This window comes from Serratia sp. CY33802 (assembly GCF_052169095.1).
Lineage (GTDB): Bacteria > Pseudomonadota > Gammaproteobacteria > Enterobacterales > Enterobacteriaceae > Serratia > Serratia bockelmannii.
The window spans coordinates 898,378-921,158 of sequence record NZ_JBJNLL010000002.1; the positions used below are offsets into that span (position 1 = coordinate 898,378).

Consider the following 22,781-nt stretch of genomic DNA (forward strand, 5'->3'; position numbering starts at 1 on the left):
GGGGGCGCTGGCCCCCGTTTTCCGTTATCAGAACACGATGTCCGCTGCGGGCACGGCGCGGATCGGCACGCCGAAGCTGTCGATATTCGACAGCGTCTCGTTATGGTGGGTACGGATCAGCAGGCCGTCGGCATAGGATTTGTCGTGGCAGGTGTGGGCATCCGCCGCCAGCGTCACCGGATAGCCGTGCGCCGCGGCGCTGCGCACCGTGGTATCGATGCAAAACGGCGTGGAGTAACCGCAAACCACCAACTGCGATACGCCGTTGGCGATCAGCAACGCGCCAAGCGAAGTGCGCAGGAACGAGTCCGGCGTGGTTTTATCCACCCGATGGTCGCCCGGCGCCACCTTCAGCGCCGCGAGCACTTGCCAGGCGGCGCTGCCGTGCGGCAGCTCGTCGTCCGGCGTATGGTGCTGAATGACGACAACCGGCACGCCCGCCCGGCGGGCGCGCTCGCTCAGCTGATTAATGCGCGTAACGGTGCCCGTGGCATCCGCCGGCGGCGGCGTAAACAATCCTTCCTGCACATCGATAATCAACAACGCGGTGGTCATGGCGGCTCCCGAAGATTAAGCCGCGTCAGCACACCGGCTGGCGCGGGCGGAAAATATGATCGACGCCCTGCTCACGCAACCGGTTCACCAGATCGTGCCCGCCGTTCGGCGTGGCGTGCGCCAGCTGGCGCTCGGCGGTAAACACCGGGCTGGCCCAAAACAGGTTCACCGGGTCGCCGTACTGCTGCGGCAGAGTCAGGTGCGCGTGATGCGGGTAGAAGGACGACGATAAAATATAGCCCTCGTAGCCCAGCGGCGCCACGTCCGACTCCAGCGTATGCCCTTCGCCGATCCAGGTCAGCCGCGCCCAAGGCGCGTGCGCGAAACCGGCCAGCGCGCTGGCCATCTGCACCGCGTTGTCTTCGGTCATGTATTGGCTGTCGATGGCGATCGCCATCTCCATGCGGCGATAGCGCGAAGCCTCGTCGTTGAACAGAATCTCCACCCACGGCATCGGCCGAATGCTGACGCCCATGGTGAGGAAGTAATAGATGCCGTCGCGCTCATGCTGGGTGATGGCCATCGGCGGCCACTTGCCCTGATCGATGGCGTAGTATTTTACCGACGGGCCGAAATGCGGCTCATAGCGCGCCTGAAAATCGCGCTGCATCTTCGGCCACGGGTTGCCCTCTTCACGCTGCCAGCTGCGCCAAAACTGGCGGGTGCTTTCCGCCTGCGCATATTGCGTGTTGGTCGAGGCCGAGCCGAGCGGATAGGCCAACGGGCTCTCCTTGATGCAGCTGGCCGAATAGCACACCGAATGGTCGATATACAGGCTCCAGCCGGGGATCACCGCCAGCAGCTGGCCGTAATACCACAGGGCCGCGCCGTCGTCGCTTTCGCTCCACACCACCATCAGCCCTTCCGGGTTCAGCGGCGCTTCCCCTTCCAGGTTGCGGCAAAATTCCGCCGCCAGCATCGGCGGCTGCCCCTGCTCGAGCGCGGCGCGGTCTTCCTGCAGCGGCGCGGCGGCCAGGTTGCGCAGCCAGCAGGCGCGCACCTGATAGCGATCGCTGTAGGCTTCGGCGGGATAGATGTAAAAATAGGCTGCCCGGTGATCTTGCTGAACCACCGCGACCAGCGTCTGGTTCTCATTGCTGACTTCAGCAAGTACGTATGACTCGTTCATATCACCTCAATAGGGTCAGGGCGCGGCAGAATCGGCTGCGCGCAAAAAATGGAATGTGGCTTTGCCCCCAAGTGTAAAACGCATTACTGGCCGGATCACCCGTAAAAGTCTCAAAAGCGGCCGTAAACGAAGATAAACAAAGACTAATTATAGCGGCTGTGGCTCATGACGGCCGAGTAATGCGCCTCACCGCGCGCTGATAGGAACCGTTGCGCATCGACGCGCCCAGCACTTTGCCGAGGCCTGCGGCCCCCGTTCGCACCAGCCGCCGCCGCAGTGCGCCCGGATGAAAGCCGAACTGCCGCTGCGCCCAATCGGGCAACAGATCGATGCCTGCCTGCATCACCACCCCGCCGAGCGGGCGCGCCAATGCGCTCGGCGCCGGCGCTTTCAGCAGAATGCGCGCCACCTCTTGCGTGCGTTCATCGCAGACCAGCTGCGGCCGCATCGCCTGCAGGTACTCTTCGACCTCCGCGCAGGACTGAGGAATGGCGGTCGCCCCCAGCGCGGCGGCCACGCGCGCCGCTTCGCGGTAGTATTGATCCTGCAAATCGCGGGAAAGATGCGGGTTACGGTAGCGCAGGTGGCTGGCCAGAAAACGGCTGCTCTCCGCCACGTGCACCCAGGTGAGCAGCGCCGGATCGCTGGCGGCATAAGGCGTGCCGTCGCTGCCGACGCCGGTCACCCGCAGATGGATGGCTTTGACTTTGGCGATCAGCCGCTCCGCCTCGGCGGTCGGACCGAAGGTGGTGACCGACACGAACTGGCTGGTGCGGCGCAGGCGGCCAATCATATCGTCGCGGAAGTTGGAGTGATCCCATACGCCGGCCAGCGCCAACGGGTGCAGCATTTGCAACAGCAAGGCGCTGACGCCGCCGCACAGCATCGGGGTGAAATCGCGGTGTACCTGCCAGATGACCGACTGCGGGCCGAACAGCCCCGGATCGCCGGGCGGATTCTCAAAATCGACGCCGCCGAGCGCCAACCCGGTCATGCTGAGCACCTGTTTTTCTATCGCTGCACGTACCGCTTCCATCCTGCCGCCCTCTTGCTCATTCAGCGGCCAGTGTATCACGCGGCGAGCGCCTCATTGCGCCCTGCGGCGGTTGAAAGCATTAACTTACTGAATTACAGTTGTTATACCGCTTGCAACCAGGCGGGCCTATTCGATCCACTGCAGAGGCGCTTTGCAGGGCGTTAACCCACGTTAATTCGGCACTAACCCCACAAAACCTCTATCTAGTTTCTTTTCCTTCAACTTAGATAGCAGAGAGTTCGATGATTACCATCAGAGCACGCGCGGCGGAAGACAACGCGCAATTGGCAGATATCTGGCTGCGTTCGGTGCGCGCCACTCACCACTTTTTAACCGAAGACAACATCGCACAGCTGTTCCCGCTGGTGCTGAACGACTACCTGCCGGCGGTCAACGTTTGGGTGGCCGAAGAGCGGCCGGGGCATCCCTGCGGCTTTATCGGTCTGAACGGCAACAAGGTGGAGATGCTGTTTATCGACGCCGATCAGCGCGGCAAAGGGGTGGGCAAAGCGCTGCTGACCCACGCGGAAACGCTGCACGATGAGCTGCAGCTGGACGTGAACGAGCAAAATCCGCAGGCCAGCGGCTTCTACCGCCACTACGGTTTTGTCATCACCGGCCGCTCGCCGCTCGACGGCCAGGGCAACCCGTTCCCGCTGCTGCACATGAAGCTGGAAAAACGCTAGCCCTCCACCGGCCGCCCAGCGGCCGGTTTTCTCCCCCCATGGCGCCCGCCGTTTAATATATCAAATCAGAATAAGTAATAGATTTTACATTCTTCCTGTCACTATCAACCCTCGGTAGGATTGCCCGGTATTCACCCGCAACAGAGGTTCCGTCCGCCACTTCCCGCCGGGTCGTGCCCCGCCGAAAAGCCGAACGATCCCTGTCCGGCGCAACGCGCTCCGGACGGAATGCTGTGATGTATCGATAAGGATCCGCTTCGTTATGATCGTTCTTTCGAACGTTTGCAAAACTTTTGACAGCGCACAGGGCCGCGTCGTGGCAGTTGACGACGTCAGTCTGGCGATAGAGGCCGGGCAAATTTACGGCATCATCGGCTACAGCGGCGCCGGGAAAAGCACGCTGATCCGCCTGCTCAACGGCCTGGAAACGCCCACCAGCGGCCGCATTGACGTGGGCGGTTTCGATATCGCCCGCGCCAAAGGGAGCCATCTGCGCCAGGCGCGCCTGAAAATCAGCATGGTGTTTCAACACTTCAACCTGCTGTGGTCGCGCACCGTCAGCCAAAACATCGCTTTTTCCATGCAGATCGCCGGCGTGCCCAAGGCGCAGATTGCGCCGCGCGTGGCGGAACTGATCGCGCTGGTCGGCCTGCAGGGGCGCGAAAACGCCTATCCGTCGCAGCTCAGCGGCGGCCAGAAACAGCGCGTCGGCATCGCCCGCGCGCTGGCCAATAACCCGAGCGTGCTGCTGTGCGACGAGGCCACCTCGGCGCTCGATCCGCAAACCACCGACGCCATTCTCGACCTGCTGCTGGACATCAATCGCCAGCTGAAATTGACCATCGTGCTGATCACCCACGAGATGCACGTGGTGCGCAAAATCTGCCACCGCGTGGCGGTAATGGAAAACGGCCGCATCGTCGAAGAAGGCCCGGTGCTTGACGTGTTCACCCGGCCACAACAGCCGATCACCCGGCAATTCGTCAAACAGGTGTCGCAGTATGCGGACACGGAAGAGAGCTTCAATCCACTGCTCACCGCTCATCTGCCGGGGGCGATTTTCAAGCTGACCTTCGTGGGCGTGCAAACCCATCAGGCGGTGATCTCCGAAGTGATCCGGCGCTACGCCCTGACCGTCAACATTCTGCACGGCAAGATCAGCCACACCCTCAACGGTTCGTTCGGCGAACTGTACATTCACGCCGAAGGCAACGAACAACAAGTCGCCGACATGCTCAGCCTGCTGCACGAAAGAGATATCGCCGTCGAGGTTATCCAACATGATTGAATCCCTGTTCCCCCACCTGCGCCTGGACCAACTGTGGGACGCCACCTGGGAAACGCTGTACATGACCGGCATCGCCGGTTTGGCCACGCTGGTGCTGGGCATCGTGCTCGGCGTGCTGCTGTTTTTAACCTCGAAGGGCCAGTTGCTGCAGAACCGGGCGGTCTACTCGCTGATCTCCGTACTGGTCAACGTCTTCCGCTCCATTCCGTTCATCATTCTGATCGTGCTGCTGATCCCGTTCACCAAGTCGCTGATCGGCACCATTCTCGGTGCGGACGCCGCCCTGCCGGCGCTGATCGTCGGCGCCGCGCCGTTCTACGCCCGGCTGGTGGAGATCGCGCTACGCGAGGTCGACAAAGGGGTGATCGAAGCGGCGCGCTCGATGGGCGCCAAAAACCGCACCCTGATTTTCCGCGTATTGCTGCCGGAGAGCTCGCCGGCGCTGGTTTCCGGCATCACCGTCACCCTGATCGCGCTGGTGAGTTACACCGCGATGGCCGGGGTGATCGGCGCCGGCGGCCTGGGAAATTTGGCCTATCTGGAAGGCTTCCAACGCAACCACAGTGACGTGACGCTGGTGGCGACGCTGACGATCCTGCTGATCGTTTTCGTCATTCAGTTCATTGGCGACACCCTGACAAGAACGCTCGATAAACGTTAATTAACCAAGGAAAACGATGATGAAAAAGCACCTACTGATGTTGGCTTTCGCCTCTGTCGCCACCCTCGCCTCTTACGGCGCCGCCGCGGCGACCAAGCTGGTGGTCGGCGCCTCCAACGTGCCGCACGCCGAGATCCTCGAACAGGCCAAACCGATACTGGCGAAGGAAGGCATCGATCTGCAGATCAAGCGCTTCCAGGATTACATTCTGCCGAACACCGCCTTGGCCAGCCACGACATCGACGCCAACTACTTCCAGCACGTGCCTTACCTGAACTCGGTGCTGAAAGACCACGCCGACGACAAGAGCTACGACTTCGTCAGCGCCGGCGCGATCCATATTGAGCCTATCGGCATCTACTCGAAGAAGTACAAGAGCCTGAAAGATCTGCCGGAAAACGGCAAAATCATCATGCGCGACGCGGTGGCGGAAGAAGGCCGCATTCTGTCAATCTTTGAACAGCAAGGCGTGATCAAGCTGAAGCCAGGGGTGAGCAAGGTGGATGCACGCATCGCCGACGTGGTGGAAAACCCGAAACACCTGAAGTTCCAGGCGAACGTTGAAGGCGCGCTGCTGCCGCAGATGTACAACAACAACGAAGGTGACGCCGTGGTGATCAACGCCAACTACGCCATCGACGCCGGGCTGAATCCGACCAAGGATCCGATCGCGGTCGAAAGCGGCGAAAACAACCCGTACGCCAACATCATCACCGTGCACAAAGCCGACGTGAACAAGCCGGAGATCGTGGCGCTGGTGAAGGTGCTGCACTCCAAGCCGATTCAGGACTTTATCCGCGAGAAATACCAGGGCGCGGTGATCCCGGTCAACCAGTAGTAGGTTATACGGCCCGGTGAAAACCGGGCCTGTTGTTACACCTTATTGCCAATCTGGCTGAGCCGCGGCCACACCAGCATCAGCGCCTCCAGCAACCGCAACAGATCGCTCCGGCTTGCCCCTTCTCGCGCCTGCACCGACATGCCTTCAATGGTGCAAATGACGTATTTCGCCAGCAGCGCAGTATCGGTTTTCGCCAGCAATTCGCCCTGCTGCACCTTGCGATCGAAGCAGACTTTCAGCGCCGCTTCCTGGGCATGATGTTTTTTGCGCAGCATCTGGGCGACGTCGTCGGAAGCGGACGACAGTGCCGCGGAGGCGCACACCATAAAACAGCCTGACGGCGTATCGGGGTCGGTAAACACTTCGACGGAAGAGCGCACGTAGGCCTCGACGATCTCGGCCACCGGCACATCCTGTTCCAACAGCTGGTTGGTGCAGGTGGTGTATTTTTGCAGATAGCGTTCCACCGCCGCGCGGAACATCCCCTCTTTGTTGCCGAATTCCGCATACAGCGTCGGCGCCTTGGCGCCGGTCACTTCCACCAGATCGGCCAGCGAGGTGGCTTCATAACCGTGCCGCCAGAACAGATCGAGCGCGCTTTCCAGCGCCCGGTCGCGATCAAATTGTTTTGGTCTGCCACGGCTTTTCTTGCCGCAGACCGCTTCATTGATGCTCATCGTTCCTCTCCTATCCCGCTCCACGGCAGGCTTAGCACAAATAACTTAACGATCATTATAAAAAAATATTGCGCGCTCGTCGAGAACCGATTAGCATTTAGTTATCGATCGTTAAGATAATTTAACGAAGCAGATTAAAACCCTCTATTGACCGTTATCGGAAAGGAATTAACATCATGAAAAACTTAAAATTAACCTTAGCAGCTCTCACTCTGGCCAGCGTTTCCTTCGGCAGCTTCGCCGCCGATTTAGTCCAGAACCAACCGGCAGACCAGCAGAAAGTGGGCGTTATCACCGTCAGCGGCGCATCCGATCTGACCTCGCTGGAAAACAGCCTGGCCGCCAAAGCCGATCAGGCCGGTGCAAAATCCTTCCGCATCATCGGTGCCGGCGGTAACAACCAGCTGCATGGCACCGCAGAAATCTATCAATAACAAAGTATTAAGCCAACTGATTGCCTGTCCTTTTGCTCACAACGCCAGGGCGTAAAAAAATTAATTAACGAGCATTAAAAAAATACTTGCAATCCGTCAAACCGGCATCTAACATTAAATTATCGATCGTTAATCAATTTAACGACCTTACAAAACAAACATCGTAAAGAACAAAGATAGGAAATAAGACCATGAAAAACCTGAAAATGACCATCGCAGCCATCGCACTGGCTTCCGTCTCCTTCGGCAGCTTCGCCGCCGATCTGGTTAACGCACAACCCGCCGACCTGCAAAAAGCCGGCGTCGTCACCGTCAGCGGTGCGTCCGACCTGAGCAGCCTGGAAAACAAACTGGCGGCCAAAGCCGACGCGGCGGGCGCCAAATCCTTCCAGATCATCGCCACCACCGGTGACAACAAACTGCACGGCACCGCGATCATCTATAATTAATGGCCAGATAGGCAATCGTGCAAAAGGGCGGCTCAGGCCGCCTTTTGTTTGTTTTGACGCCAACGTTCTGTTGTAAGCTGTAGCCACCTTTTCTTGCTGAGCCGAGCAACGCCATGACTCCCCTGCTGTTTCACAAATATCACGGCCTGGGCAACGACTACCTGGTCTGCCATCGTTCGGTCGCCGATCGTCTGAGCCAGGAACAGATCCGCCTGTTGTGCCACCCGCATTACGGCATTGGTTCCGACGGCCTGCTGATCGACAGCGGTGACGCCGTCAATCCCACCCTGCGCATCATCAACCCGGACGGCTCCGAAGCGGAGAAAAGCGGCAACGGCCTGCGTATCTACGCGCGGTATCTGTTCGACAGCGAGCGCGTAGTGCATCAGCCGTTTCTGGTGCACACCGCCGGCGGCGACGTGCGTTGCCAGGTGGCGGAAGACGCGCATCAGATAGCCGTGGAGATGGGGCGCGCCAATTTCAGCCCGGCGGCGCTGCCGGCCTTGATCGATCTGCCGGAGGCGCTGAACTATCCGCTGCCCCTGAAGGAGGAGACGTTAAGCGTTTCGCTGGTGTCGATGGGCAACCCGCACTGCGTGGTGCCGGTGGAAAAACTGGATCTGGCGCAGGTGCATCGGCTGGGACCGCAGATTGAGCGCCATCCGCTGTTCCCGAAACGCACCAATGTACAACTGGTGGAAGTGGTCGATCGCCAGACGCTGCGCATCGGCATCTGGGAGCGCGGCGCCGGCTTTACCCTCGCCTCCGGCAGCAGCAGCTGCGCCGCCGCCAGCGTGATGCGCAAGTTGGGACGAGTCGGCGATCGGGTTAGCGTGCGGATGCCGGGCGGCGAACTGCAGATCGCCTTCAGCGGCGATTTTCAGGTCAGCATGCGCGGGCCGGTGCATAAAATCGCCACCCTGACGCTGGACGAAGATTGTTTTGCCGGCGGTGCGGGGCTGTTTACGGGATCCACCCCAGCAGCCGGAACCACAGATAATCCAACGGCACCAGCAGTGCGAAGCTAAGCGCGGCCAACAGCAGGCACAGCTTTAGCCCTTCGCGTGCCGGCACTTTGCCCATCCCCATCGCCACCACGATCGGCGAGGCCTGATACGGCAACAGCGGTGTGGCATAACCGATCACCTGGGTCATCAACACCGTCAGCAGCGGCAGGCCGCTGCCCGCGGACAGCGCCTGCGCCAGCGGGGTAAACAGCGCCGGTACGCCGTTGGCGGTCACCACGAAATTCAACAGCGCGGTGATCCCCACCAGCGAACCGAATGCGGTAAACGGCTTGCCGTGCAGATCCGGCATCATCGCCAGCAGCGCGCCACCCAACCGATCGCCGAGCCCCGAGTGGCTGACCAATGCGGTCAGCCCCAGGATCCCCGCCACGTAAATACAGGTGCGCACGTTAACGCCGGCGGCGAACTGTTCGCCGTTGAGAAAACCGAGGCGCGGCAGCAGGCAGACGCAGGCCGCCGCCAACCCGATCCAGGCGGGGGCGATGCCGTGCCAGCTGTCGGTCATCCACAGCAGCACCGTAATGCCCAACAGCGCGATCAGTCGCCACTCGGCGGCACTGAGCGGCGTTTGCCCCGCCTCGGCCACCACCGGTTGCGGCCGCGCCCGGAACAGGCCGCAGATGCACAGTGTCAACAATGCGCCTTTGGCCACCCCGAGCACCGGGGCATGCAACAGCAGATAAGAGAGATAAGCGAAGTGGCTGCCGTAGGCGCTTTCCGCCGCACCGCTCATCACCAGGTTGGGCACGTTGGCCGGCAAAATGCTGGCGGAGAGCTGGAAGGTGCCGAACCCCACCGCCAGCGCCAAACCGATGCGGCCGCGCGAGCCTTCCGCCAGGCCGGCGCGCTCGGCCAACGCCATGACGATCGGCATCAGCAGCGTAATCCGCCCCATGTTCGAGGGCATGACAAACGCCAACGCGTAGCTTATTGCCACCACGCCGCCCACCAGGCGCGGCCAGGAACCGGCCAGATGCGGCAAGAGCCGGTTGGCCAGACGATCCGCCAAGCCGGTGCTGCGGATGGCGCTGCCCAACACGAAACCGCTGAGCACCAGCCAGAATGCGGAGGACGCGAAACCGGAAAAGGTCACCGCGGCGGGCGCCAGCTGCAATACCATCACCGCCGCAAAGAACAGCAGCGCGACCAAATACTCCGGTAAGCGGGCGCTGGCCCATAGCGCGATGACCACCAGCGTGACCAGCGCGGACAGCGCCATCGGATCCCCCAACATAGTTTCCTCCCTGATAAAACGTTGTGATTGTTATCAAACGGTTAACAGGGTGACACAAGGCGCAGGCGTTAACCTTGAAACCGCTCACATATCGTCGTTCTGCAGATTTTTCAGCATGCACACATTGCAGCCGTGGTGGCCGGTATTGCCGCGCCGTTCCGTCAACAGCGTGAAACCCAGCGCGTAATACAGCCCAATCGCCTCTTTCAACTGTTCGGTGGTTTCCAGATAGCAATAGCGATACCCTGCCGCCCGCGCCGCCTTCATCGCCTGCACCACCATATAGCGCGCCATGCCCAGCCCGCGCGCGCCGGGCTTGAAAAATAGCTTCTGCAGCTCGCAATAGCCGGGCTCTTCGCCCGCCAGCGGCGCCATGCCGACGCCCCCCACCACCTGCCCGTCCCGCTCCAGCACCCAGTAGCGGCCGCCGTTGTCGCGATACAGGCCGGTCAGCCGATCGAGATCCGGATCGTGCAGGCTGACCCCTTCCATGTTGTCCATGCCGTACTCGCGAAACACATCGCGAATGATCGCCGCCATCGCCGCATCGTCGCGCACGGCGATCGGCCGCACCCGCAGATTGGCGTCGCGCTGTTTGCGCGCGCTACGCAGCGCCGCAGTCATCTTTTTCATCGCCGCAGTGGTGCTCGCCAGCTCATCGTCGTCCAACTGCGCCAGCGCCGCCTGCATAAAGCCGTCGGCGTCGCTCTCGATGCCGGCCAGCGCCTTGCCGCCCTGTTTACTCAGCCGATGCAGGTTGTGCCGCTTGTCATCCGGATGATCCACCGTTTCTATCACGCCGGCGGCGACCAGGCTGCGCAGCGCCCGGCTGGCGCTGGCCTTGTCGATGCAAAGTCGGGCCGCCAGCTCGGTGACGCCCAGCGGCTGCTCGCTGACTTCGATCATCAGATGGATCTGCAGCGGCGAAAAGCGCGAGCCGTTGCTCTGCTTGTTCAACATGCCGAATTCTCTGACCAAACTGCGCGCCAATGCTCTGAAATCCCTGATGTTCACGGCGTTATGCTCCCCTGTACTTCCACCTTCACGCTGCGTTGGATGGATTATTGGTTGATAGTGTTACCTAATTTAGAACATAACGATAACGCATAAACAATTGCGAATGAATAACCAACGGGGCATCTGAATATGTCAAAACATTTCATTAACCAGAATTTAAAACCATTTAATTAATTATTTTAAAAACTTAAATACAAATTAATATTTAAAATTAAAATAAAAAACCAATAAAAATGAGAGTAAAAACATCAAAATTTGACATAACAAAAAACAAAGCAAATATCTATTTGAAAAATAGTTAATAAAAACTAAAACGTGAAAACTTGATAGCAGCAACTTAATCGCTATCCCGTCAATATCGGTTACATATTTACGCCTGCCTTCGCGCGCCTCCCTACGCCATTGTCCCTTTTGCCAAAAGTAGCCCATGCTTTAACTGCTCCTTTCCTTCTGGCTAACCGGGACGCTGGCTCATGACGAAAAAAACCACCCTGCTGCAATTCTTCCACTGGTACTACCCCGACGGCGGCAAACTGTGGCAGGAGGCCGCCGAGCGTGCCCCGCACCTTGCCGAACTGGGCATCACCGATCTGTGGCTACCCCCCGCCTGCAAGGGCGCTTCCGGCGGCTACTCCGTCGGCTACGACACCTACGATCTGTTCGATCTGGGCGAATTTGACCAGAAAGGCAGCGTGGCCACCAAATACGGCGACAAGGCGGCGCTCGAACATGCCGCCACTACGCTGCGCGAACACGGCGTGGGGGTGATCTACGACGTGGTGTTCAACCACAAGCTCGGCGCGGACGAAAAAGAACGGGTACACGTGTTCAAGGTGGACGCCAACAACCGCAACGACATCGACGACCAGGGCTTCGACGCGCTGGCCTACACCCGCTTCACCTTTCCCGGCCGCCAGGGCGTGCATTCCGAGTTTATCTGGGATTACAAATGCTTCAGCGGCGTCGATTACGTTGAGCAGCCGGACGACAAAGGGGTGTTTAAAATCGCCAACGACTACGGCGACGACGGCTGGAACGATCAGGTCGACGACGAGAAAGGCAACTATGACTATCTGATGGGCGCCGACGTGGAGTTCCGCAATACCGCCGTGACGGAGGAGCTCAAATACTGGGCGCGCTGGCTGCTGGACACGCTGCCGTGCGACGGCTTCCGCCTCGACGCCGCCAAACACATCCCCGCCTGGTTTTTCAAAGAGTGGGCGGATCACGTGCGCGACAGCGCGCAGCGCGATCTGTTTATCGTTGCCGAATACTGGTCGCACGACCTCGGCGCGCTGCAACAATACATCGAGTTGGTGGACGGCAAGGTGATGCTGTTCGACGTGGCGCTGCACCTGAAGTTTCATCAGGCGTCAAAACAGGGCGACGGCTTCGACATGGCGCAGATCTTCACCGATACCCTGACCGCCGCCGATCCGGCCCACGCGGTGACGCTGGTCGCCAACCACGATACCCAGCCGCTGCAATCGCTGGAGGCGCCGGTGGAACCCTGGTTCAAACCGCTGGCCTACGCGCTGATCCTGCTGCGCGAACAGGGCGTGCCCTGCGTGTTTTACCCCGACCTGTATGGCGCCAGCTACCGCGACAAGGGGCGCGACGGCGGCGAGTACCAGATTGACATGCCGGCGATCCCGGAGCTGGAGAAGCTGATCGCCGCCCGCCAGCGTTTCGCCAACGGCCCGCAAACCGACTACTTCGATGACAGCCACTGCGTGGCCTTCAGCCGCGCCGGCACCGCCGAGGCCCCCGGCTGCGTGGTGGTGCTGACCAACGGCGGCGAGAGCGGCAAGACCGTCGCGCTGGGCGCCGATTTGGCGCACACTGCCTGGCGCGATTTCCTCGGCAACCGTCAGGAGGAAATCACCACCGACGACCAGGGCAGCGCCCATTTCCCGGTCAACGCCGGCAGCGTCAGCGTCTGGGTGCCGGCCGCCAGCCTGTGAGGACCCGCCGCCGTGCAATGATGCCGCGGCGGCAAAACTAATGTTTGCCTTTCGGGTCTAACTTACGCTATCAACTGCGCAAGCCATTCACACCGGAGCCTAAATAGGGTACAAGGCTGCATGAAAATTCCAAAACGACTCCAGCCGCTGGTTGATGACGGGTTAATCGACGACGTCATCCGCCGGTTGAAAAGCGGCAAAGAAGCCGACGTGTTTATCGTGCGCTGCGGCGATGAGATCCGCTGCGCCAAAGTGTACAAAGAGGCCGAGAAGCGCAACTTCAAGCAGGCCGTTCACTATCAGGAAGGGCGCAAGGTGCGCAACAGCCGCGACGCGCGCGCCATGAGCAAAGGCTCCAAATTCGGCCGCCAGCAGCAGGAAGAAGCCTGGCAAAACACCGAAGTGGACGCGCTGTATCTGCTGGCCAAGGCCGGGGTGCGGGTGCCGCAGCCGGATATCTGCCTGGACGGCGTGCTGCTGATGGAGCTAATTACCGACGAAGAAGGTCTGGTGGCGCCGCGCCTGAGCGATGTCATCCTGACGCCGGAACAGGCGCGGGCCGATCACGCCCTGATGATGAACTACGCGGTGCGCATGCTGTGCGCCGGGCTGGTGCACGGCGATCTGTCGGAATTCAATGTGCTGATGGATAAAGACGGGCCGGTGATCATCGATCTGCCGCAGGTGGTGGACGCCGCCGCCAACAACCACGCCAAAAGCATGTTCGAGCGCGATATCAACAATTTGGCGGAATATTATGGCCAATTCGCGCCGGAACTGCGCGACAGCCAATACGCCAAAGAGATTTGGGCGCTGTATCAGGAAGGCAATCTGACGCCGGACAGCGCCCTCAGCGGCCGGTTCAGCGAAATCCAGAAGTGCGCCGATGTCGGCTCGGTGCTGGAAGAGATCCAGGCCGCCAGCGAGGAACACCAGCGCCGCATCATGGCGCGCAACGCGGAAGAGTAACGCGCCGCGCTATTCGACGCGAAACACGTCCGGCCGCTGCGGCGTCGCGGCCTCGTGATAAATATCCCCCAGATAGCCGGCGATCTCCTCTTCGTGCAGATCGGCCGGCAGCACGATATCGTGGCTGGGGGCATACTTGCGCTCCGGCAGCGTCACGCGGAACAGCCGCCACTCATCCCCGATGCGCTTCACGCCCAGCAGACGGCCGAACACGTTAAAAATCATCATCCGCCATTCCCCCTCTCGTCGCTTTCAGGCTATAACACTGTGATGCCACCGCAGTGAAAAGGAAAGCGTATGAGTGAAAAAACGCCGCAGTTCTGGCGCGATCCGCAGTTGCCGTTCGTCGAAGCCCGCGCCATCGCGGATGGCCGCCAGGCGTGTTACAGCCTGCACAGCCACGAATTCTTTTCCATCGGTGCCATCACCGGCGGCGTCAGCACCTATGTCAACGGCGAGCGGCGCATGCAGGTTAGCGCCGGCGATCTGGTTGTCATCAACCCGCAGCAGGCGCACGCCTGTAATCCGATCGCCGACCGCCGTTGGTCATACATCATGTTCTATCTCGATCTCGCCTGGATCGGCGCGCTGCAGCAGGAGCTGCTCGGGGGCGAAGGCGAGCGTTTTGTTCCGTTCAGCCAGCCGCTCAGCCGCGATCCGGCGCTGTTCCACGGCCTGAATCGGCTTTATGCGCTGCTGACGGATCCGCTGTGCAGCGCGCTGGAAAAACAGATCGCCATGGTGGAGTATTTCAGCGCCCTGCAGCTCGGGCTGGGCAGCGGCCGCCAGCCGGAGACACCGCCGCATGCCCGGCTGGAAGCGGCGGCGGCGTTTATCGACGCGCACTGCACCCGGCCGCTGACGCTGGACGATATTTGCCGCGCCGCCGCGCTCTCGCCCTCTTACCTGATCCGCGCCTTCCGCCAGCGTTACGGCATGACGCCGCACGCTTATCTGGTCAATCGCCGCGTGCAGCACGGCCATCGGCTATTGAAAAGCGGCCTGCCGATCGCCGCGGCCGCCAGCGAAAGCGGCTTTGCCGATCAGGCGCACTTTCAGCGCACCTTCAAACAGCTGCTGGCCGCCACGCCCGGCCAGTATCAAAAACCCTCCGCCAACAGATAGCAGGCGCTGGCCGCCAGCAACGCCGCCATCACGCGGTTGAAACGCTGTACGTTGCGTGCCTGCCTGAGCAGGCCGCGCAGCATCGCACCGACATAGGCCCAGCAGGCCACTGAGGCATAGCAAATCACGAAGTAGAGCCCGGCGAATTGCCACAGCAGCCGGATGTCGCCGTCGCCGACAAAAGCGCCGAGGCTGGCCACCGACGCCAACCATGCCTTGGGATTCAGCCATTGCATCAGCGCGCCGTACCAACAGGAAGGCGCCTGCGCCGCGCCGTTGCCCAGCCTGCCGTCGTCAAACGCCAGCCGGTAGGCCATAAACAGCAGGAAGGCCACGCCGGCCCACTGAATCAAGCGCGTCAACGCCGGCCACAGGATCAGCAGCTGGTGCATGCCCAATCCCAGCAGTAACAGCAACAGGGTAAACCCCAGCGTGGCGCCGAATACGTGACGCTGGGTCGCGCCAAAGCCGAATTGCGCCCCGGCGCTCAATGCGACGATGTTGACCGGGCCGGGGGTGATGGAGGCCGCCAGCGCGAACGCGGCCATGGAAAAGTAGATATTCATGATGGGCACCTGAGAAAATATTCACAGGTGCCAGAGTGCCGGGCCGCGCCGACAACGTATTGAACAGAATTGCCCTGTTCAATTTAGCGCACGGCGACGGCCCGGCGGCGCGGCAGCCCAAAGGTGTTGACCGCCATGCCGGCCAGCACCAGCAATGCGCCGCCGAACTGCGCCGGCGACAGCGCTTCGTCCAGCAGCAGCCAGGCGGCAAACAGCCCGACCAACGGTACCAGCAGCGTCAACGGCGCGACGCGCCAGGTTTCGTAGCGCCCCAGCAGGCTGCCCCACACAGAATAACCGAACAGCGTGGCGGCGAACGCCAGATAGGCAATCGCCAGCCAGGTGCCGACCTGCACATGGCTCAGGCTGGCGAGCACCACCTGCGGGCCGTCGAACAGCCAGCTGCAGACCAGGAACGGCACGACCGGGATCGGCGCGCTCCACACCACCAGCGACAAAATGTTGCGCTGCGGGAAACCGGCCAGGATCTTCTTGTTGGTCAGGTTGCCCAGCGCCCAGGAAAACGCCGCCGCCAGGGTCAGCAGCAGGCCCGCCAGGGGGACCGCGCCGCTGCCCGGCTTATGCAGGCTGGCCTGCGCCAGCACCAGCATGCCGCCGCTGGCGATAGCAATGCCGACGAAATGGTTGACGCGCAGCTTTTCGCCCATCAGCACGACACCCAACAGCAGGGTGAAAAACACCTGCGCCTGCAGCACCAGTGAGGCCAGCCCCGCCGGCATGCCCACCTTGATGGCGACGAACAAAAACGCGAACTGCGCGAAGCTCATGGTCATGCCGTACAGCAACAGCCATTTCCACGGGATCGTCGGGCGCGGAATAAAGAAGATCGCCGGCAACGCCACCAGCAAAAAGCGCATCCCAGCCAGCAGAAACGGGGGCATGCCCTGTAAACCGAACTTGATGACGACGAAATTCACACCCCAGATCACCACCACCAACAGCGCCAACAGCCGATCGCGCAATGTCATCCTCGCCCCGCTTATCCCATTGAAAATTCGCTTTACCTTGCAGATTACAACCAAACCGGGGACATGGACACCGGCAAACGCCGGCGCTTATTCCGGCAGCAGGCCGATAAAGGTGGTTTTCTTGCGCGGGCCGGTCATCAGCGCTTCCAGCTTCTCCACGCACTGCAGGTAATGCGGGGTCTGCTTGTGCGCCGCCACCGCCTGCTCGTCGCGATAGGCTTCGTAGATGTAAAACCGCGTCGGAATATGCTCATCCTGCAGCACGTCGAAGCGCAGGTTACCCGGCTCTTCGATCGCCCCCAGATGATTGGCGCGGAAAACGTCGATAAATTCGTCGATTTTGTCCTGTTTAACGTTGATCTCTACCAATGTGACGTGCATGACAGCTCCTTGTTTGAACGGCGCGCCGTAGCATGGCGCTTTCCAACCATAGGTTCATTCCCGTCGATTGCCCTGCCGCAACGGCAATTTTGCCGCCTGGCTCACAAATCGCACCGGCGATGCCCACCCCACCCCCGGCGAGGGAAGATGGCGGCATCTATAGTTAACACTCCTCCCCCTGAGAGCATAGGCTATGGATAACTACTTGATGGCGCTGGATGCAGGAACAGGCAGCATTCGCGCCGTGATCTTCGATTTGGCGGGTAACCAGATCGCGCACGGCCAGGCGGAGTGGCAACACCTGGCGGTGCCGGGCGTACCCGGCTCAATGGAGTTTGACCTCAACCGCAACTGGCAGCTGGCCTGCCAGTGCATCCGCCAGGCAATGCAACGCGCTGGATTGAGCGCTCAGGCGATCCGCGCGGTGGCCTGCTGCTCGATGCGCGAAGGCATCGTTCTGTACGATCGCAACGGCGTGCCGATCTGGGCCTGTGCCAACGTCGATGCGCGCGCCAGCCATGAGGTCAGTGAACTGAAAGAGCTGCACAACCACGGCTTCGAACGCGAGGTGTATCAATACTCCGGCCAGACGCTGGCGCTGAGCGCCATGCCGCGCCTGCTATGGCTGGCGCACCACCGCCCGGACATCTATCGCCAGGCGGCGACGCTGACCATGATCAGCGACTGGCTGGCCAACATGCTGAGCGGCGAGCTGGCGGTCGATCCTTCCAACGCCGGCACCACCGGCATGCTGGATCTGAGCAGCCGTGACTGGCGGCCGGCGCTGCTCGATATGGCCGGGCTGCGCGCCGATATTCTGTCGCCGGTGAAAGAGACCGGCAGCGTGCTGGGGTGCGTCACCGAACAGGCGGCGCAGGAAAGCGGGCTGCTGCGCGGCACCCCGGTGGTGATGGGCGGCGGCGACGTGCAGCTCGGCAGCCTGGGGCTTGGCATCGTACGCGCCGGGCAGACGGCGGTGCTCGGCGGCACCTTCTGGCAGCAAATCGTCAACCTGCCGGAGCCGGCCATCGATCCGGAGATGAACATCCGCATCAACCCTCACGTCATTCCCGGCATGGCGCAGGCAGAATCCATCAGCTTCTTTACCGGCCTGACCATGCGCTGGTTCCGCGACGCGTTCTGCGCCGAAGAGAAACTGCTGGCGGAGCGGCTGGGCGTCGATGCCTATAGCCTGCTGGAAGAGATGGCGGCCAGAGTGCCGCCGGGCGCCTACGGCGTGATGCCCATCTTTTCCGACGCCATGCATTTCAAAACCTGGTATCACGCGGCGCCGTCGTTCATCAACATGTCTATCGATCCGGAGCGCTGCAACAAACAGACGCTGTTCCGCGCGCTGGAGGAGAATGCCGCCATCGTCTCCGCCTGCAATCTGGAGCAGATCGCCGCCTTCTCCGGCGTGCAGGCGCGCTCGCTGGTGTTCGCCGGCGGCGGTGCCAAGGGCAAACTGTGGAGCCAGATCCTCAGCGACGTCACCGGGCTGACGGTACGGGTACCGGTGGTGAAAGAGGCCACCGCGCTGGGCTGCGCGATCGCCGCCGGCGTCGGCGCCGGGTTATACGAGTCGCTGGCCGAAACCGGCGAGCGATTGGTGCGCTGGGAGCGCGAGCATCAGCCGGACATGACCCACCACGCGCTGTATCAGGAACAGAAAGAAACCTGGCGGCGGGTCTACGCCGATCAGCTGACGCTGGTGGACAACGGCCTGACCACCTCGCTGTGGAAAGCGCCGGGGCTATAAGCGCCACGCGGCATTCGGTCATAACCTTATGCCGTTTTATTCCTTTCTCTTAGGCGCGGCGCGAGCCGCGTTTTCACTCGCCGCCGCGATTGTTTCCCTTCAGAAACAGTGTAACCACCGCAGATGGATTTATCTGCGCCTTCGGCCTGCCGTAGATTGTGACTTTGATCACGCCGCGCCCCGAGCGCGGCCTGCGCATTCACCTGAGACGAGCGGCATTATGCTGAATAATAAAGATAACTCTGCATTATCCCCGTGGCCGGCGATCTTTTCGCTGACGGTCGCCTGTTTTGTCATGGTCACCACCGAGTTCTTGCCGATCGGCCTGCTGACCAACATCGCCCCTTCACTTGGCGTCAGCACCGGCACCGCCGGGCTGATGGTCACCATGCCCGGCATCGTGGCGGCGGTGGCCGCTCCCGCATTGAGCCTGATTTCCGGCCGTCTGGATCGGCGTTTACTGATGCTGGGGCTGTCGCTGCTGCTGATGGTGTCCAACCTGGTGGCGGCGCTGGCCGTCAACTTCCCGATGATGCTGCTGGGCCGCGTGCTGCTGGGCATCTGCGTCGGCGGTTTCTGGTCGTTCGCCGCCAACTACGGCCGCCATCTGGTGCCGGAAGCCAGCCAGGGCCGCGCCACCGCGCTGATCCTCAGCGGCATCTCGGTCGGCGCGGTGTGCGGCGTGCCGGCCGGGGCGCTGATCGGCGATCTGTTCGGCTGGCGCGCCGCCTTCTTCGGCGGTGCGGCATTGGCGGTCGGCGTGCTGTTGGCGCAGCTGCGTTTGCTGACCTCGGTACCACCGTCCCGGCCGGTCACACCGCGCGATCTGGTACTGCCGCTGCGCCTGCCGATGGCGCGCATCGGCCTGATCGCCATCGTGCTGTTGTTCATCGGCCACTTCGCCGCCTACACCTACCTGCGGCCCCTGCTGCAGCAGGTGTTCGTCCTCAGCCCATCGGCTATCTCACTGCAGCTGTTGGCCTATGGCGCCATCGGCCTGCTGGGCACCTTCCTCGGCGAGCGTCTGGGGGAATACAGCCTGCGCGCCACCTTCATACTGATCGCCGCCATGCTGGCGGGCATTTTGATCGTTTCGCCGCTGCTCAGCGGCCTCGCCGGCGCCACGCTGATGGTGCTGGTATGGGGGCTGGCCTTTGGCGCCGTGCCGGTCTGCGCCACCAACTGGATGTTCGCCGCCGTGCCGCAGGCGCCGGAAGCCGGTCAGGCGCTATTGGTGTGCGTCATCCAGATCGCGCTGGCTTCCGGCGCCCTGCTGGGCGGCGAGGTGGTGGACTGGCAGGGCGTCAGCAGCGCCATGCTGTTCGGCGGCGCGCTGATCCTTTCCGCCACGCTGGTATTCGGCCTCAGCTTGCGCTCCGGCGCGATTGGCGCTAAACAGTGTTAATCATTATCTATCTGCAGAAACATGCCCCGGCCGTCGCCGGGGCATGGCGTTGAGAACCTATGGACCATCATTTGCTCGCTATCCGGGTATTTAACCGCGTGGTGGAAACCGGCGGCTTTACCCGCGCCGCCGAGTCGCTGGGCATGCCGAAAGCGACGGTCACCAAGCTGATCCAGAATCTGGAGGATCACCTGCAGACCAAGCTGTTCCAGCGCACCACCCGCAGCGTGTCGGTCACCCGCGAAGGTGAATGCTATTACCAGAATACGGTGAAATGGCTGGCGGATTTGGAGCAGATGGAAGGCTGCCTGACCGAATCGCAAAGCTCTCCGCAGGGCGTGCTGCGTATCGACACCGGTGGTGGCACCGCACGTCGCTTACTGCTGCCGGCACTGCCCGACTTTCTGGCACGCTATCCGCAGATACAGATCGATCTGAGCGTCGGCGACCGCGTGATCGATCTGATCAGCGACAGCACCGACTGCGTGATCCGCAGCGGTCCGTTGGCCGACTCCAGCCTGATCGCCCGGCGCCTGTTCGATTTGGACTGGGTCAGCTGCGCCACCCCAGCCTACCTGGCGCTTCACGGTACGCCGCGCCACCCGTGCGATCTGGAACAGGGTTTTCCGATGGTGCACTATCGCCACCCGCTTAACGACCGCATCCACCCGCAGCGCTATGCCGAACACGGCAAAGAGATCGCCATTCAACAGCGCTCCCCGGTCAGCATCAATGAAGGCAACGCGCTGCTGGCGGCGAGCCTGGCCGGATTGGGCATCATCCAGATCTATCGGTTTATGGCGCAGCCGCACCTCGACAGCGGCGAGCTGGTCAGTCTGCTGCACGATTGGCAGCCGCCGCCGGAGCAAATGTACGTGGTCTACCCGTCCAATCGCCACCTCAGCGGCAAGCTGCGGGCGTTTATCGACTGGGCGGTGGAGACTTTTGACAACGGCAAGATGAGCCGCACGTTGTAGCCGCACGCAGTGTGGTATTATTTGCCGCATAGCGATTCACGACGGACAACCACCATGGCCTATATCCCCAAAAACTATGCGAAGCTGGAAACCGGCTACCGCGAAAAAGCGCTGAAACTGTTCCCCTGGGTGTGCGGGCGCTGCTCACGCGAATTCGTTTATTCCAACCTGCGCGAACTGACGGTGCACCATATCGATCACGATCACAGCAACAACCCGGAAGACGGCAGCAACTGGGAAATGCTGTGCCTGTATTGTCACGACCACGAGCACTCGAAATACACCGAGGCCGATCAATACGGTTCAACGGTGGTGGCCGGTGAAGACGCTCAGAAAGATATCGGCGTCGCCACCCACAACCCGTTCGCCAACCTGAAGGCGATGATGAAGAAGTAACGCCATCGACAGCTTAATGAGCCACTAACTTATTAAGCTGTTAAATTAACAAAAACTCTCTTCCGTTCCGCCACTTCCCAGAGAATTCCTACTTACCCACCCGGCCGATTCACCGCAAAATAAGCTGCGCAGTTAACAACATACTGGCTTGGCAAGCCGCCGCAGTTGGTGCATATTGTTCGCGAGTTGTTCTTGTTAACCTGTTTGATTATCAACCTAATAAGCACATTAACTTAATAAGTTATCAGCTTAATAACTTGAGAGATGGCAGCATGATTGTCCTGATTGGCTCGCAAAAAGGCGGCGTCGGCAAGTCGACGAAAGCGGTGAACATCGCCGGGTATCTGATTCTTAAGCAAGGCAAAACGGCGATCATCGTCGATGCCGACGACCAGAAGTCGATCATGACCTGGTACAACGACCGTCAGAATGTCGAAGGGCTGCCGCACATTCCGGTGGTGGCCGCGTCGGGTAAAATCAAGGAAACGCTGCTGGAGCTCGATCGCCATTACGACTACGTGATCGTCGACACCGCCGGCCGCGACAGCGCCGAACTGCGCTCCGGCCTGCTGGCCGCCGATCTGTTCCTCTCGCCGCTGCGCCCTTCGCAGATGGATCTCGACACCATTGGCTATCTGTCGGAGATGTTCTCCACCGCGCAGGAATACAACGAGAAGGTCAAAGGCTACATCGTATTGAACATGTGCCCGACCAATATCTTCATTAATGAAGCCAACGAAGCGGCGCAGGTGCTGAGCGAATACCCGGAGTTCACCCTGGTGAGCAACCGCCTGTGCGACCGCAAGATTTACCGTGACGCCTGGGGTGAAGCCATCACCGTGCACGAGGCGAACAACGAAAAGGCGCAGAGCGAAATTGAATGCCTGGTGAAAGAGGTGATCCTGTGAAAAAACGCACCCCCACCCACCGCATGTCGGAAGACGAATTCATCAACAGCGCCACCTCGCACACGCTGCCGGTCGCGGCGCCCGCGCCAGAAGCCAAACCGGCCGGCCGCAAGCGCACCTATAAGGCGATCTCCGTCAGCCTGACGGACAACCACATTGAGGCTATCGATGAAGTGATCGTGCAGGCGGCGCGCAACGGCATCGTGCGCATCACCCGTTCCGACATCATCAAACTGGCGATCGACGGATTGGCGGAGAAAAGCGAAGCGCAACTGCTGGCGCTGCTGAAAAAGCTCTGACCTCAGGA

Annotated in this window: 26 protein-coding genes; 16 read left to right on the plus strand and 10 right to left on the minus strand. The window is 61.0% G+C overall.

What is annotated here, in order from left to right:
• Nucleotides 1–27: 27 nt before the first annotated feature.
• The 3 genes from ACJ8HA_RS10835 to ACJ8HA_RS10845 form a co-directional block, all read right to left on the minus strand.
• Entirely contained in the window at nucleotides 28–555 is a 528-nt protein-coding gene (locus tag ACJ8HA_RS10835) for a cysteine hydrolase family protein (RefSeq protein WP_049295228.1), read from the minus strand.
• A gap of 25 nt (nucleotides 556–580) precedes the next feature.
• Nucleotides 581–1,684, minus strand: a complete 1,104-nt coding sequence (locus ACJ8HA_RS10840; protein ID WP_025302009.1) for a suppressor of fused domain protein — start codon at nucleotides 1,682–1,684, stop codon at nucleotides 581–583.
• Nucleotides 1,685–1,847: 163 nt separating this feature from the next.
• Nucleotides 1,848–2,720 (minus strand): oxygenase MpaB family protein, encoded by an 873-nt coding sequence (locus ACJ8HA_RS10845; RefSeq protein WP_442515334.1) that lies wholly within the window; start codon nucleotides 2,718–2,720, stop codon nucleotides 1,848–1,850.
• Between the two features lie 242 nt (nucleotides 2,721–2,962).
• On the opposite strand from ACJ8HA_RS10845, the gene ACJ8HA_RS10850 reads away from it, so the two are divergent.
• From ACJ8HA_RS10850 to ACJ8HA_RS10865, 4 genes are all read left to right on the plus strand, one after another.
• Nucleotides 2,963–3,406 carry an acetyltransferase gene (locus tag ACJ8HA_RS10850; RefSeq protein WP_016928596.1) on the plus strand — a complete coding sequence of 148 codons (444 nt, stop codon included), beginning with the start codon at nucleotides 2,963–2,965 and terminating at the stop codon, nucleotides 3,404–3,406.
• A gap of 262 nt (nucleotides 3,407–3,668) precedes the next feature.
• The gene (locus tag ACJ8HA_RS10855) at nucleotides 3,669–4,694 is read left to right on the plus strand and encodes a methionine ABC transporter ATP-binding protein (protein ID WP_049295227.1); all 1,026 of its coding nucleotides are present in this window, start codon (nucleotides 3,669–3,671) and stop codon (nucleotides 4,692–4,694) included.
• Entirely contained in the window at nucleotides 4,687–5,355 is a 669-nt protein-coding gene (locus ACJ8HA_RS10860; RefSeq protein ID WP_004939505.1) for a methionine ABC transporter permease, read from the plus strand. Before ACJ8HA_RS10855 ends, ACJ8HA_RS10860 begins: the two co-directional genes overlap by 8 nt.
• A 19-nt stretch (nucleotides 5,356–5,374) precedes the next feature.
• Entirely contained in the window at nucleotides 5,375–6,193 is an 819-nt protein-coding gene (locus ACJ8HA_RS10865) for a MetQ/NlpA family ABC transporter substrate-binding protein (protein WP_049208930.1), read from the plus strand.
• A 35-nt stretch (nucleotides 6,194–6,228) separates the two neighbouring features.
• Here the strand turns inward: ACJ8HA_RS10865 and ACJ8HA_RS10870 are convergent, their stop codons facing one another.
• Nucleotides 6,229–6,873 (minus strand): TetR/AcrR family transcriptional regulator, encoded by a 645-nt coding sequence (locus ACJ8HA_RS10870; protein WP_025302005.1) that lies wholly within the window; start codon nucleotides 6,871–6,873, stop codon nucleotides 6,229–6,231.
• Nucleotides 6,874–7,049: 176 nt separating this feature from the next.
• Between ACJ8HA_RS10870 and bhsA (ACJ8HA_RS10875) the strand changes: the two genes are divergently transcribed.
• The 3 genes from bhsA (ACJ8HA_RS10875) to dapF all read left to right on the plus strand — a co-directional run bounded on the left by bhsA (ACJ8HA_RS10875) (nucleotide 7,050) and on the right by dapF (nucleotide 8,784).
• Complete coding sequence (bhsA, locus tag ACJ8HA_RS10875; protein WP_016928600.1) at nucleotides 7,050–7,307, plus strand: multiple stress resistance protein BhsA; 258 nt, start codon at nucleotides 7,050–7,052, stop codon at nucleotides 7,305–7,307.
• Between the two features lie 191 nt (nucleotides 7,308–7,498).
• On the plus strand, nucleotides 7,499–7,756 hold the full coding sequence (bhsA, locus tag ACJ8HA_RS10880) for a multiple stress resistance protein BhsA (RefSeq protein WP_016928601.1): 258 nt from the start codon (nucleotides 7,499–7,501) through the stop codon (nucleotides 7,754–7,756).
• A 113-nt stretch (nucleotides 7,757–7,869) separates the two neighbouring features.
• Nucleotides 7,870–8,784 (plus strand): diaminopimelate epimerase, encoded by a 915-nt coding sequence (gene dapF / locus ACJ8HA_RS10885; protein ID WP_337148036.1) that lies wholly within the window; start codon nucleotides 7,870–7,872, stop codon nucleotides 8,782–8,784.
• Here the strand turns inward: dapF and ACJ8HA_RS10890 are convergent.
• Both ACJ8HA_RS10890 and ACJ8HA_RS10895 read right to left on the minus strand, forming a co-directional pair.
• The gene (locus ACJ8HA_RS10890; protein ID WP_043136891.1) at nucleotides 8,720–10,018 is read right to left on the minus strand and encodes an SLC13 family permease; all 1,299 of its coding nucleotides are present in this window, start codon (nucleotides 10,016–10,018) and stop codon (nucleotides 8,720–8,722) included. The two genes, dapF and ACJ8HA_RS10890, sit on opposite strands and share 65 nt — an antisense overlap.
• Before the next feature lie 84 nt (nucleotides 10,019–10,102).
• Nucleotides 10,103–11,008, minus strand: a complete 906-nt coding sequence (locus tag ACJ8HA_RS10895; RefSeq protein WP_038629042.1) for a bifunctional helix-turn-helix transcriptional regulator/GNAT family N-acetyltransferase — start codon at nucleotides 11,006–11,008, stop codon at nucleotides 10,103–10,105.
• A gap of 500 nt (nucleotides 11,009–11,508) precedes the next feature.
• On the opposite strand from ACJ8HA_RS10895, the gene amyA reads away from it, so the two are divergent.
• Both amyA and ACJ8HA_RS10905 read left to right on the plus strand, forming a co-directional pair.
• Entirely contained in the window at nucleotides 11,509–12,999 is a 1,491-nt protein-coding gene (gene amyA / locus ACJ8HA_RS10900; RefSeq protein WP_319869000.1) for an alpha-amylase, read from the plus strand.
• 120 nt (nucleotides 13,000–13,119) lie between these two features.
• The gene (locus ACJ8HA_RS10905; RefSeq protein WP_099816737.1) at nucleotides 13,120–13,968 is read left to right on the plus strand and encodes a PA4780 family RIO1-like protein kinase; all 849 of its coding nucleotides are present in this window, start codon (nucleotides 13,120–13,122) and stop codon (nucleotides 13,966–13,968) included.
• A gap of 9 nt (nucleotides 13,969–13,977) precedes the next feature.
• Here ACJ8HA_RS10905 and ACJ8HA_RS10910 read toward each other — a convergent pair whose 3' ends face one another.
• Nucleotides 13,978–14,196, minus strand: a complete 219-nt coding sequence (locus tag ACJ8HA_RS10910; protein ID WP_049203872.1) for a DUF7661 family protein — start codon at nucleotides 14,194–14,196, stop codon at nucleotides 13,978–13,980.
• Between the two features lie 69 nt (nucleotides 14,197–14,265).
• On the opposite strand from ACJ8HA_RS10910, the gene ACJ8HA_RS10915 reads away from it, so the two are divergent.
• Nucleotides 14,266–15,093, plus strand: a complete 828-nt coding sequence (locus ACJ8HA_RS10915; RefSeq protein ID WP_149570886.1) for an AraC family transcriptional regulator — start codon at nucleotides 14,266–14,268, stop codon at nucleotides 15,091–15,093.
• Here ACJ8HA_RS10915 and ACJ8HA_RS10920 read toward each other — a convergent pair.
• The 3 genes from ACJ8HA_RS10920 to lsrG all read right to left on the minus strand — a co-directional run bounded on the left by ACJ8HA_RS10920 (nucleotide 15,069) and on the right by lsrG (nucleotide 17,029).
• Nucleotides 15,069–15,659, minus strand: a complete 591-nt coding sequence (locus ACJ8HA_RS10920; RefSeq protein WP_049295221.1) for a LysE family translocator — start codon at nucleotides 15,657–15,659, stop codon at nucleotides 15,069–15,071. The two genes, ACJ8HA_RS10915 and ACJ8HA_RS10920, sit on opposite strands and share 25 nt — an antisense overlap.
• An 83-nt stretch (nucleotides 15,660–15,742) precedes the next feature.
• The gene (locus ACJ8HA_RS10925) at nucleotides 15,743–16,648 is read right to left on the minus strand and encodes an EamA family transporter (RefSeq protein WP_025301996.1); all 906 of its coding nucleotides are present in this window, start codon (nucleotides 16,646–16,648) and stop codon (nucleotides 15,743–15,745) included.
• Nucleotides 16,649–16,735: 87 nt separating this feature from the next.
• Complete coding sequence (gene lsrG, locus ACJ8HA_RS10930) at nucleotides 16,736–17,029, minus strand: (4S)-4-hydroxy-5-phosphonooxypentane-2,3-dione isomerase (RefSeq protein WP_049203869.1); 294 nt, start codon at nucleotides 17,027–17,029, stop codon at nucleotides 16,736–16,738.
• A gap of 193 nt (nucleotides 17,030–17,222) precedes the next feature.
• Between lsrG and lsrK the strand changes: the two genes are divergently transcribed.
• The 6 genes from lsrK (at nucleotide 17,223) to ACJ8HA_RS10960 (ending at nucleotide 22,773) form a co-directional block, all read left to right on the plus strand.
• Nucleotides 17,223–18,788 (plus strand): autoinducer-2 kinase, encoded by a 1,566-nt coding sequence (lsrK, locus tag ACJ8HA_RS10935; RefSeq protein WP_025301994.1) that lies wholly within the window; start codon nucleotides 17,223–17,225, stop codon nucleotides 18,786–18,788.
• A gap of 220 nt (nucleotides 18,789–19,008) precedes the next feature.
• On the plus strand, nucleotides 19,009–20,193 hold the full coding sequence (locus ACJ8HA_RS10940) for an MFS transporter (RefSeq protein WP_049295219.1): 1,185 nt from the start codon (nucleotides 19,009–19,011) through the stop codon (nucleotides 20,191–20,193).
• Nucleotides 20,194–20,252: 59 nt separating this feature from the next.
• The gene (locus ACJ8HA_RS10945) at nucleotides 20,253–21,170 is read left to right on the plus strand and encodes a LysR family transcriptional regulator (RefSeq protein WP_043136865.1); all 918 of its coding nucleotides are present in this window, start codon (nucleotides 20,253–20,255) and stop codon (nucleotides 21,168–21,170) included.
• Between the two features lie 54 nt (nucleotides 21,171–21,224).
• Nucleotides 21,225–21,566, plus strand: coding sequence for an HNH nuclease YajD (gene yajD / locus ACJ8HA_RS10950; protein ID WP_004939576.1), 342 nt, complete (start codon nucleotides 21,225–21,227; stop codon nucleotides 21,564–21,566).
• Nucleotides 21,567–21,838: 272 nt separating this feature from the next.
• Entirely contained in the window at nucleotides 21,839–22,474 is a 636-nt protein-coding gene (locus ACJ8HA_RS10955) for an AAA family ATPase (RefSeq protein WP_025301991.1), read from the plus strand.
• Nucleotides 22,471–22,773, plus strand: coding sequence for a hypothetical protein (locus tag ACJ8HA_RS10960; RefSeq protein WP_033642294.1), 303 nt, complete (start codon nucleotides 22,471–22,473; stop codon nucleotides 22,771–22,773). The genes ACJ8HA_RS10955 and ACJ8HA_RS10960 overlap by 4 nt, the downstream gene beginning before the upstream one ends.
• Nucleotides 22,774–22,781 lie beyond the last annotated feature (8 nt).

Bases quoted from the DNA above. Each gene is read 5' to 3' on its own strand.
- ACJ8HA_RS10840 (WP_025302009.1), bottom strand. From the start codon at position 1,684: ATGAACGAGTCATACGTACTTGCTGAAGTCAGCAATGAGAACCAGACG.
- amyA (WP_319869000.1), top strand. From the start codon at position 11,509: ATGACGAAAAAAACCACCCTGCTGCAATTCTTCCACTGGTACTACCCC.
- ACJ8HA_RS10925 (WP_025301996.1), bottom strand. From the start codon at position 16,648: ATGACATTGCGCGATCGGCTGTTGGCGCTGTTGGTGGTGGTGATCTGG.
- ACJ8HA_RS10940 (WP_049295219.1), top strand. From the start codon at position 19,009: ATGCTGAATAATAAAGATAACTCTGCATTATCCCCGTGGCCGGCGATC.
- ACJ8HA_RS10845 (WP_442515334.1), bottom strand. From the start codon at position 2,720: ATGGAAGCGGTACGTGCAGCGATAGAAAAACAGGTGCTCAGCATGACC.
- ACJ8HA_RS10890 (WP_043136891.1), bottom strand. From the start codon at position 10,018: ATGTTGGGGGATCCGATGGCGCTGTCCGCGCTGGTCACGCTGGTGGTC.
- ACJ8HA_RS10850 (WP_016928596.1), top strand. From the start codon at position 2,963: ATGATTACCATCAGAGCACGCGCGGCGGAAGACAACGCGCAATTGGCA.
- bhsA (WP_016928601.1), top strand. From the start codon at position 7,499: ATGAAAAACCTGAAAATGACCATCGCAGCCATCGCACTGGCTTCCGTC.
- ACJ8HA_RS10905 (WP_099816737.1), top strand. From the start codon at position 13,120: ATGAAAATTCCAAAACGACTCCAGCCGCTGGTTGATGACGGGTTAATC.
- yajD (WP_004939576.1), top strand. From the start codon at position 21,225: ATGGCCTATATCCCCAAAAACTATGCGAAGCTGGAAACCGGCTACCGC.
- ACJ8HA_RS10920 (WP_049295221.1), bottom strand. From the start codon at position 15,659: ATGAATATCTACTTTTCCATGGCCGCGTTCGCGCTGGCGGCCTCCATC.
- ACJ8HA_RS10855 (WP_049295227.1), top strand. From the start codon at position 3,669: ATGATCGTTCTTTCGAACGTTTGCAAAACTTTTGACAGCGCACAGGGC.
- ACJ8HA_RS10860 (WP_004939505.1), top strand. From the start codon at position 4,687: ATGATTGAATCCCTGTTCCCCCACCTGCGCCTGGACCAACTGTGGGAC.
- ACJ8HA_RS10915 (WP_149570886.1), top strand. From the start codon at position 14,266: ATGAGTGAAAAAACGCCGCAGTTCTGGCGCGATCCGCAGTTGCCGTTC.
- ACJ8HA_RS10945 (WP_043136865.1), top strand. From the start codon at position 20,253: ATGGACCATCATTTGCTCGCTATCCGGGTATTTAACCGCGTGGTGGAA.
- ACJ8HA_RS10870 (WP_025302005.1), bottom strand. From the start codon at position 6,873: ATGAGCATCAATGAAGCGGTCTGCGGCAAGAAAAGCCGTGGCAGACCA.
- ACJ8HA_RS10835 (WP_049295228.1), bottom strand. From the start codon at position 555: ATGACCACCGCGTTGTTGATTATCGATGTGCAGGAAGGATTGTTTACG.
- ACJ8HA_RS10910 (WP_049203872.1), bottom strand. From the start codon at position 14,196: ATGATGATTTTTAACGTGTTCGGCCGTCTGCTGGGCGTGAAGCGCATC.
- lsrK (WP_025301994.1), top strand. From the start codon at position 17,223: ATGGATAACTACTTGATGGCGCTGGATGCAGGAACAGGCAGCATTCGC.
- lsrG (WP_049203869.1), bottom strand. From the start codon at position 17,029: ATGCACGTCACATTGGTAGAGATCAACGTTAAACAGGACAAAATCGAC.
- ACJ8HA_RS10865 (WP_049208930.1), top strand. From the start codon at position 5,375: ATGAAAAAGCACCTACTGATGTTGGCTTTCGCCTCTGTCGCCACCCTC.
- dapF (WP_337148036.1), top strand. From the start codon at position 7,870: ATGACTCCCCTGCTGTTTCACAAATATCACGGCCTGGGCAACGACTAC.
- ACJ8HA_RS10955 (WP_025301991.1), top strand. From the start codon at position 21,839: ATGATTGTCCTGATTGGCTCGCAAAAAGGCGGCGTCGGCAAGTCGACG.
- bhsA (WP_016928600.1), top strand. From the start codon at position 7,050: ATGAAAAACTTAAAATTAACCTTAGCAGCTCTCACTCTGGCCAGCGTT.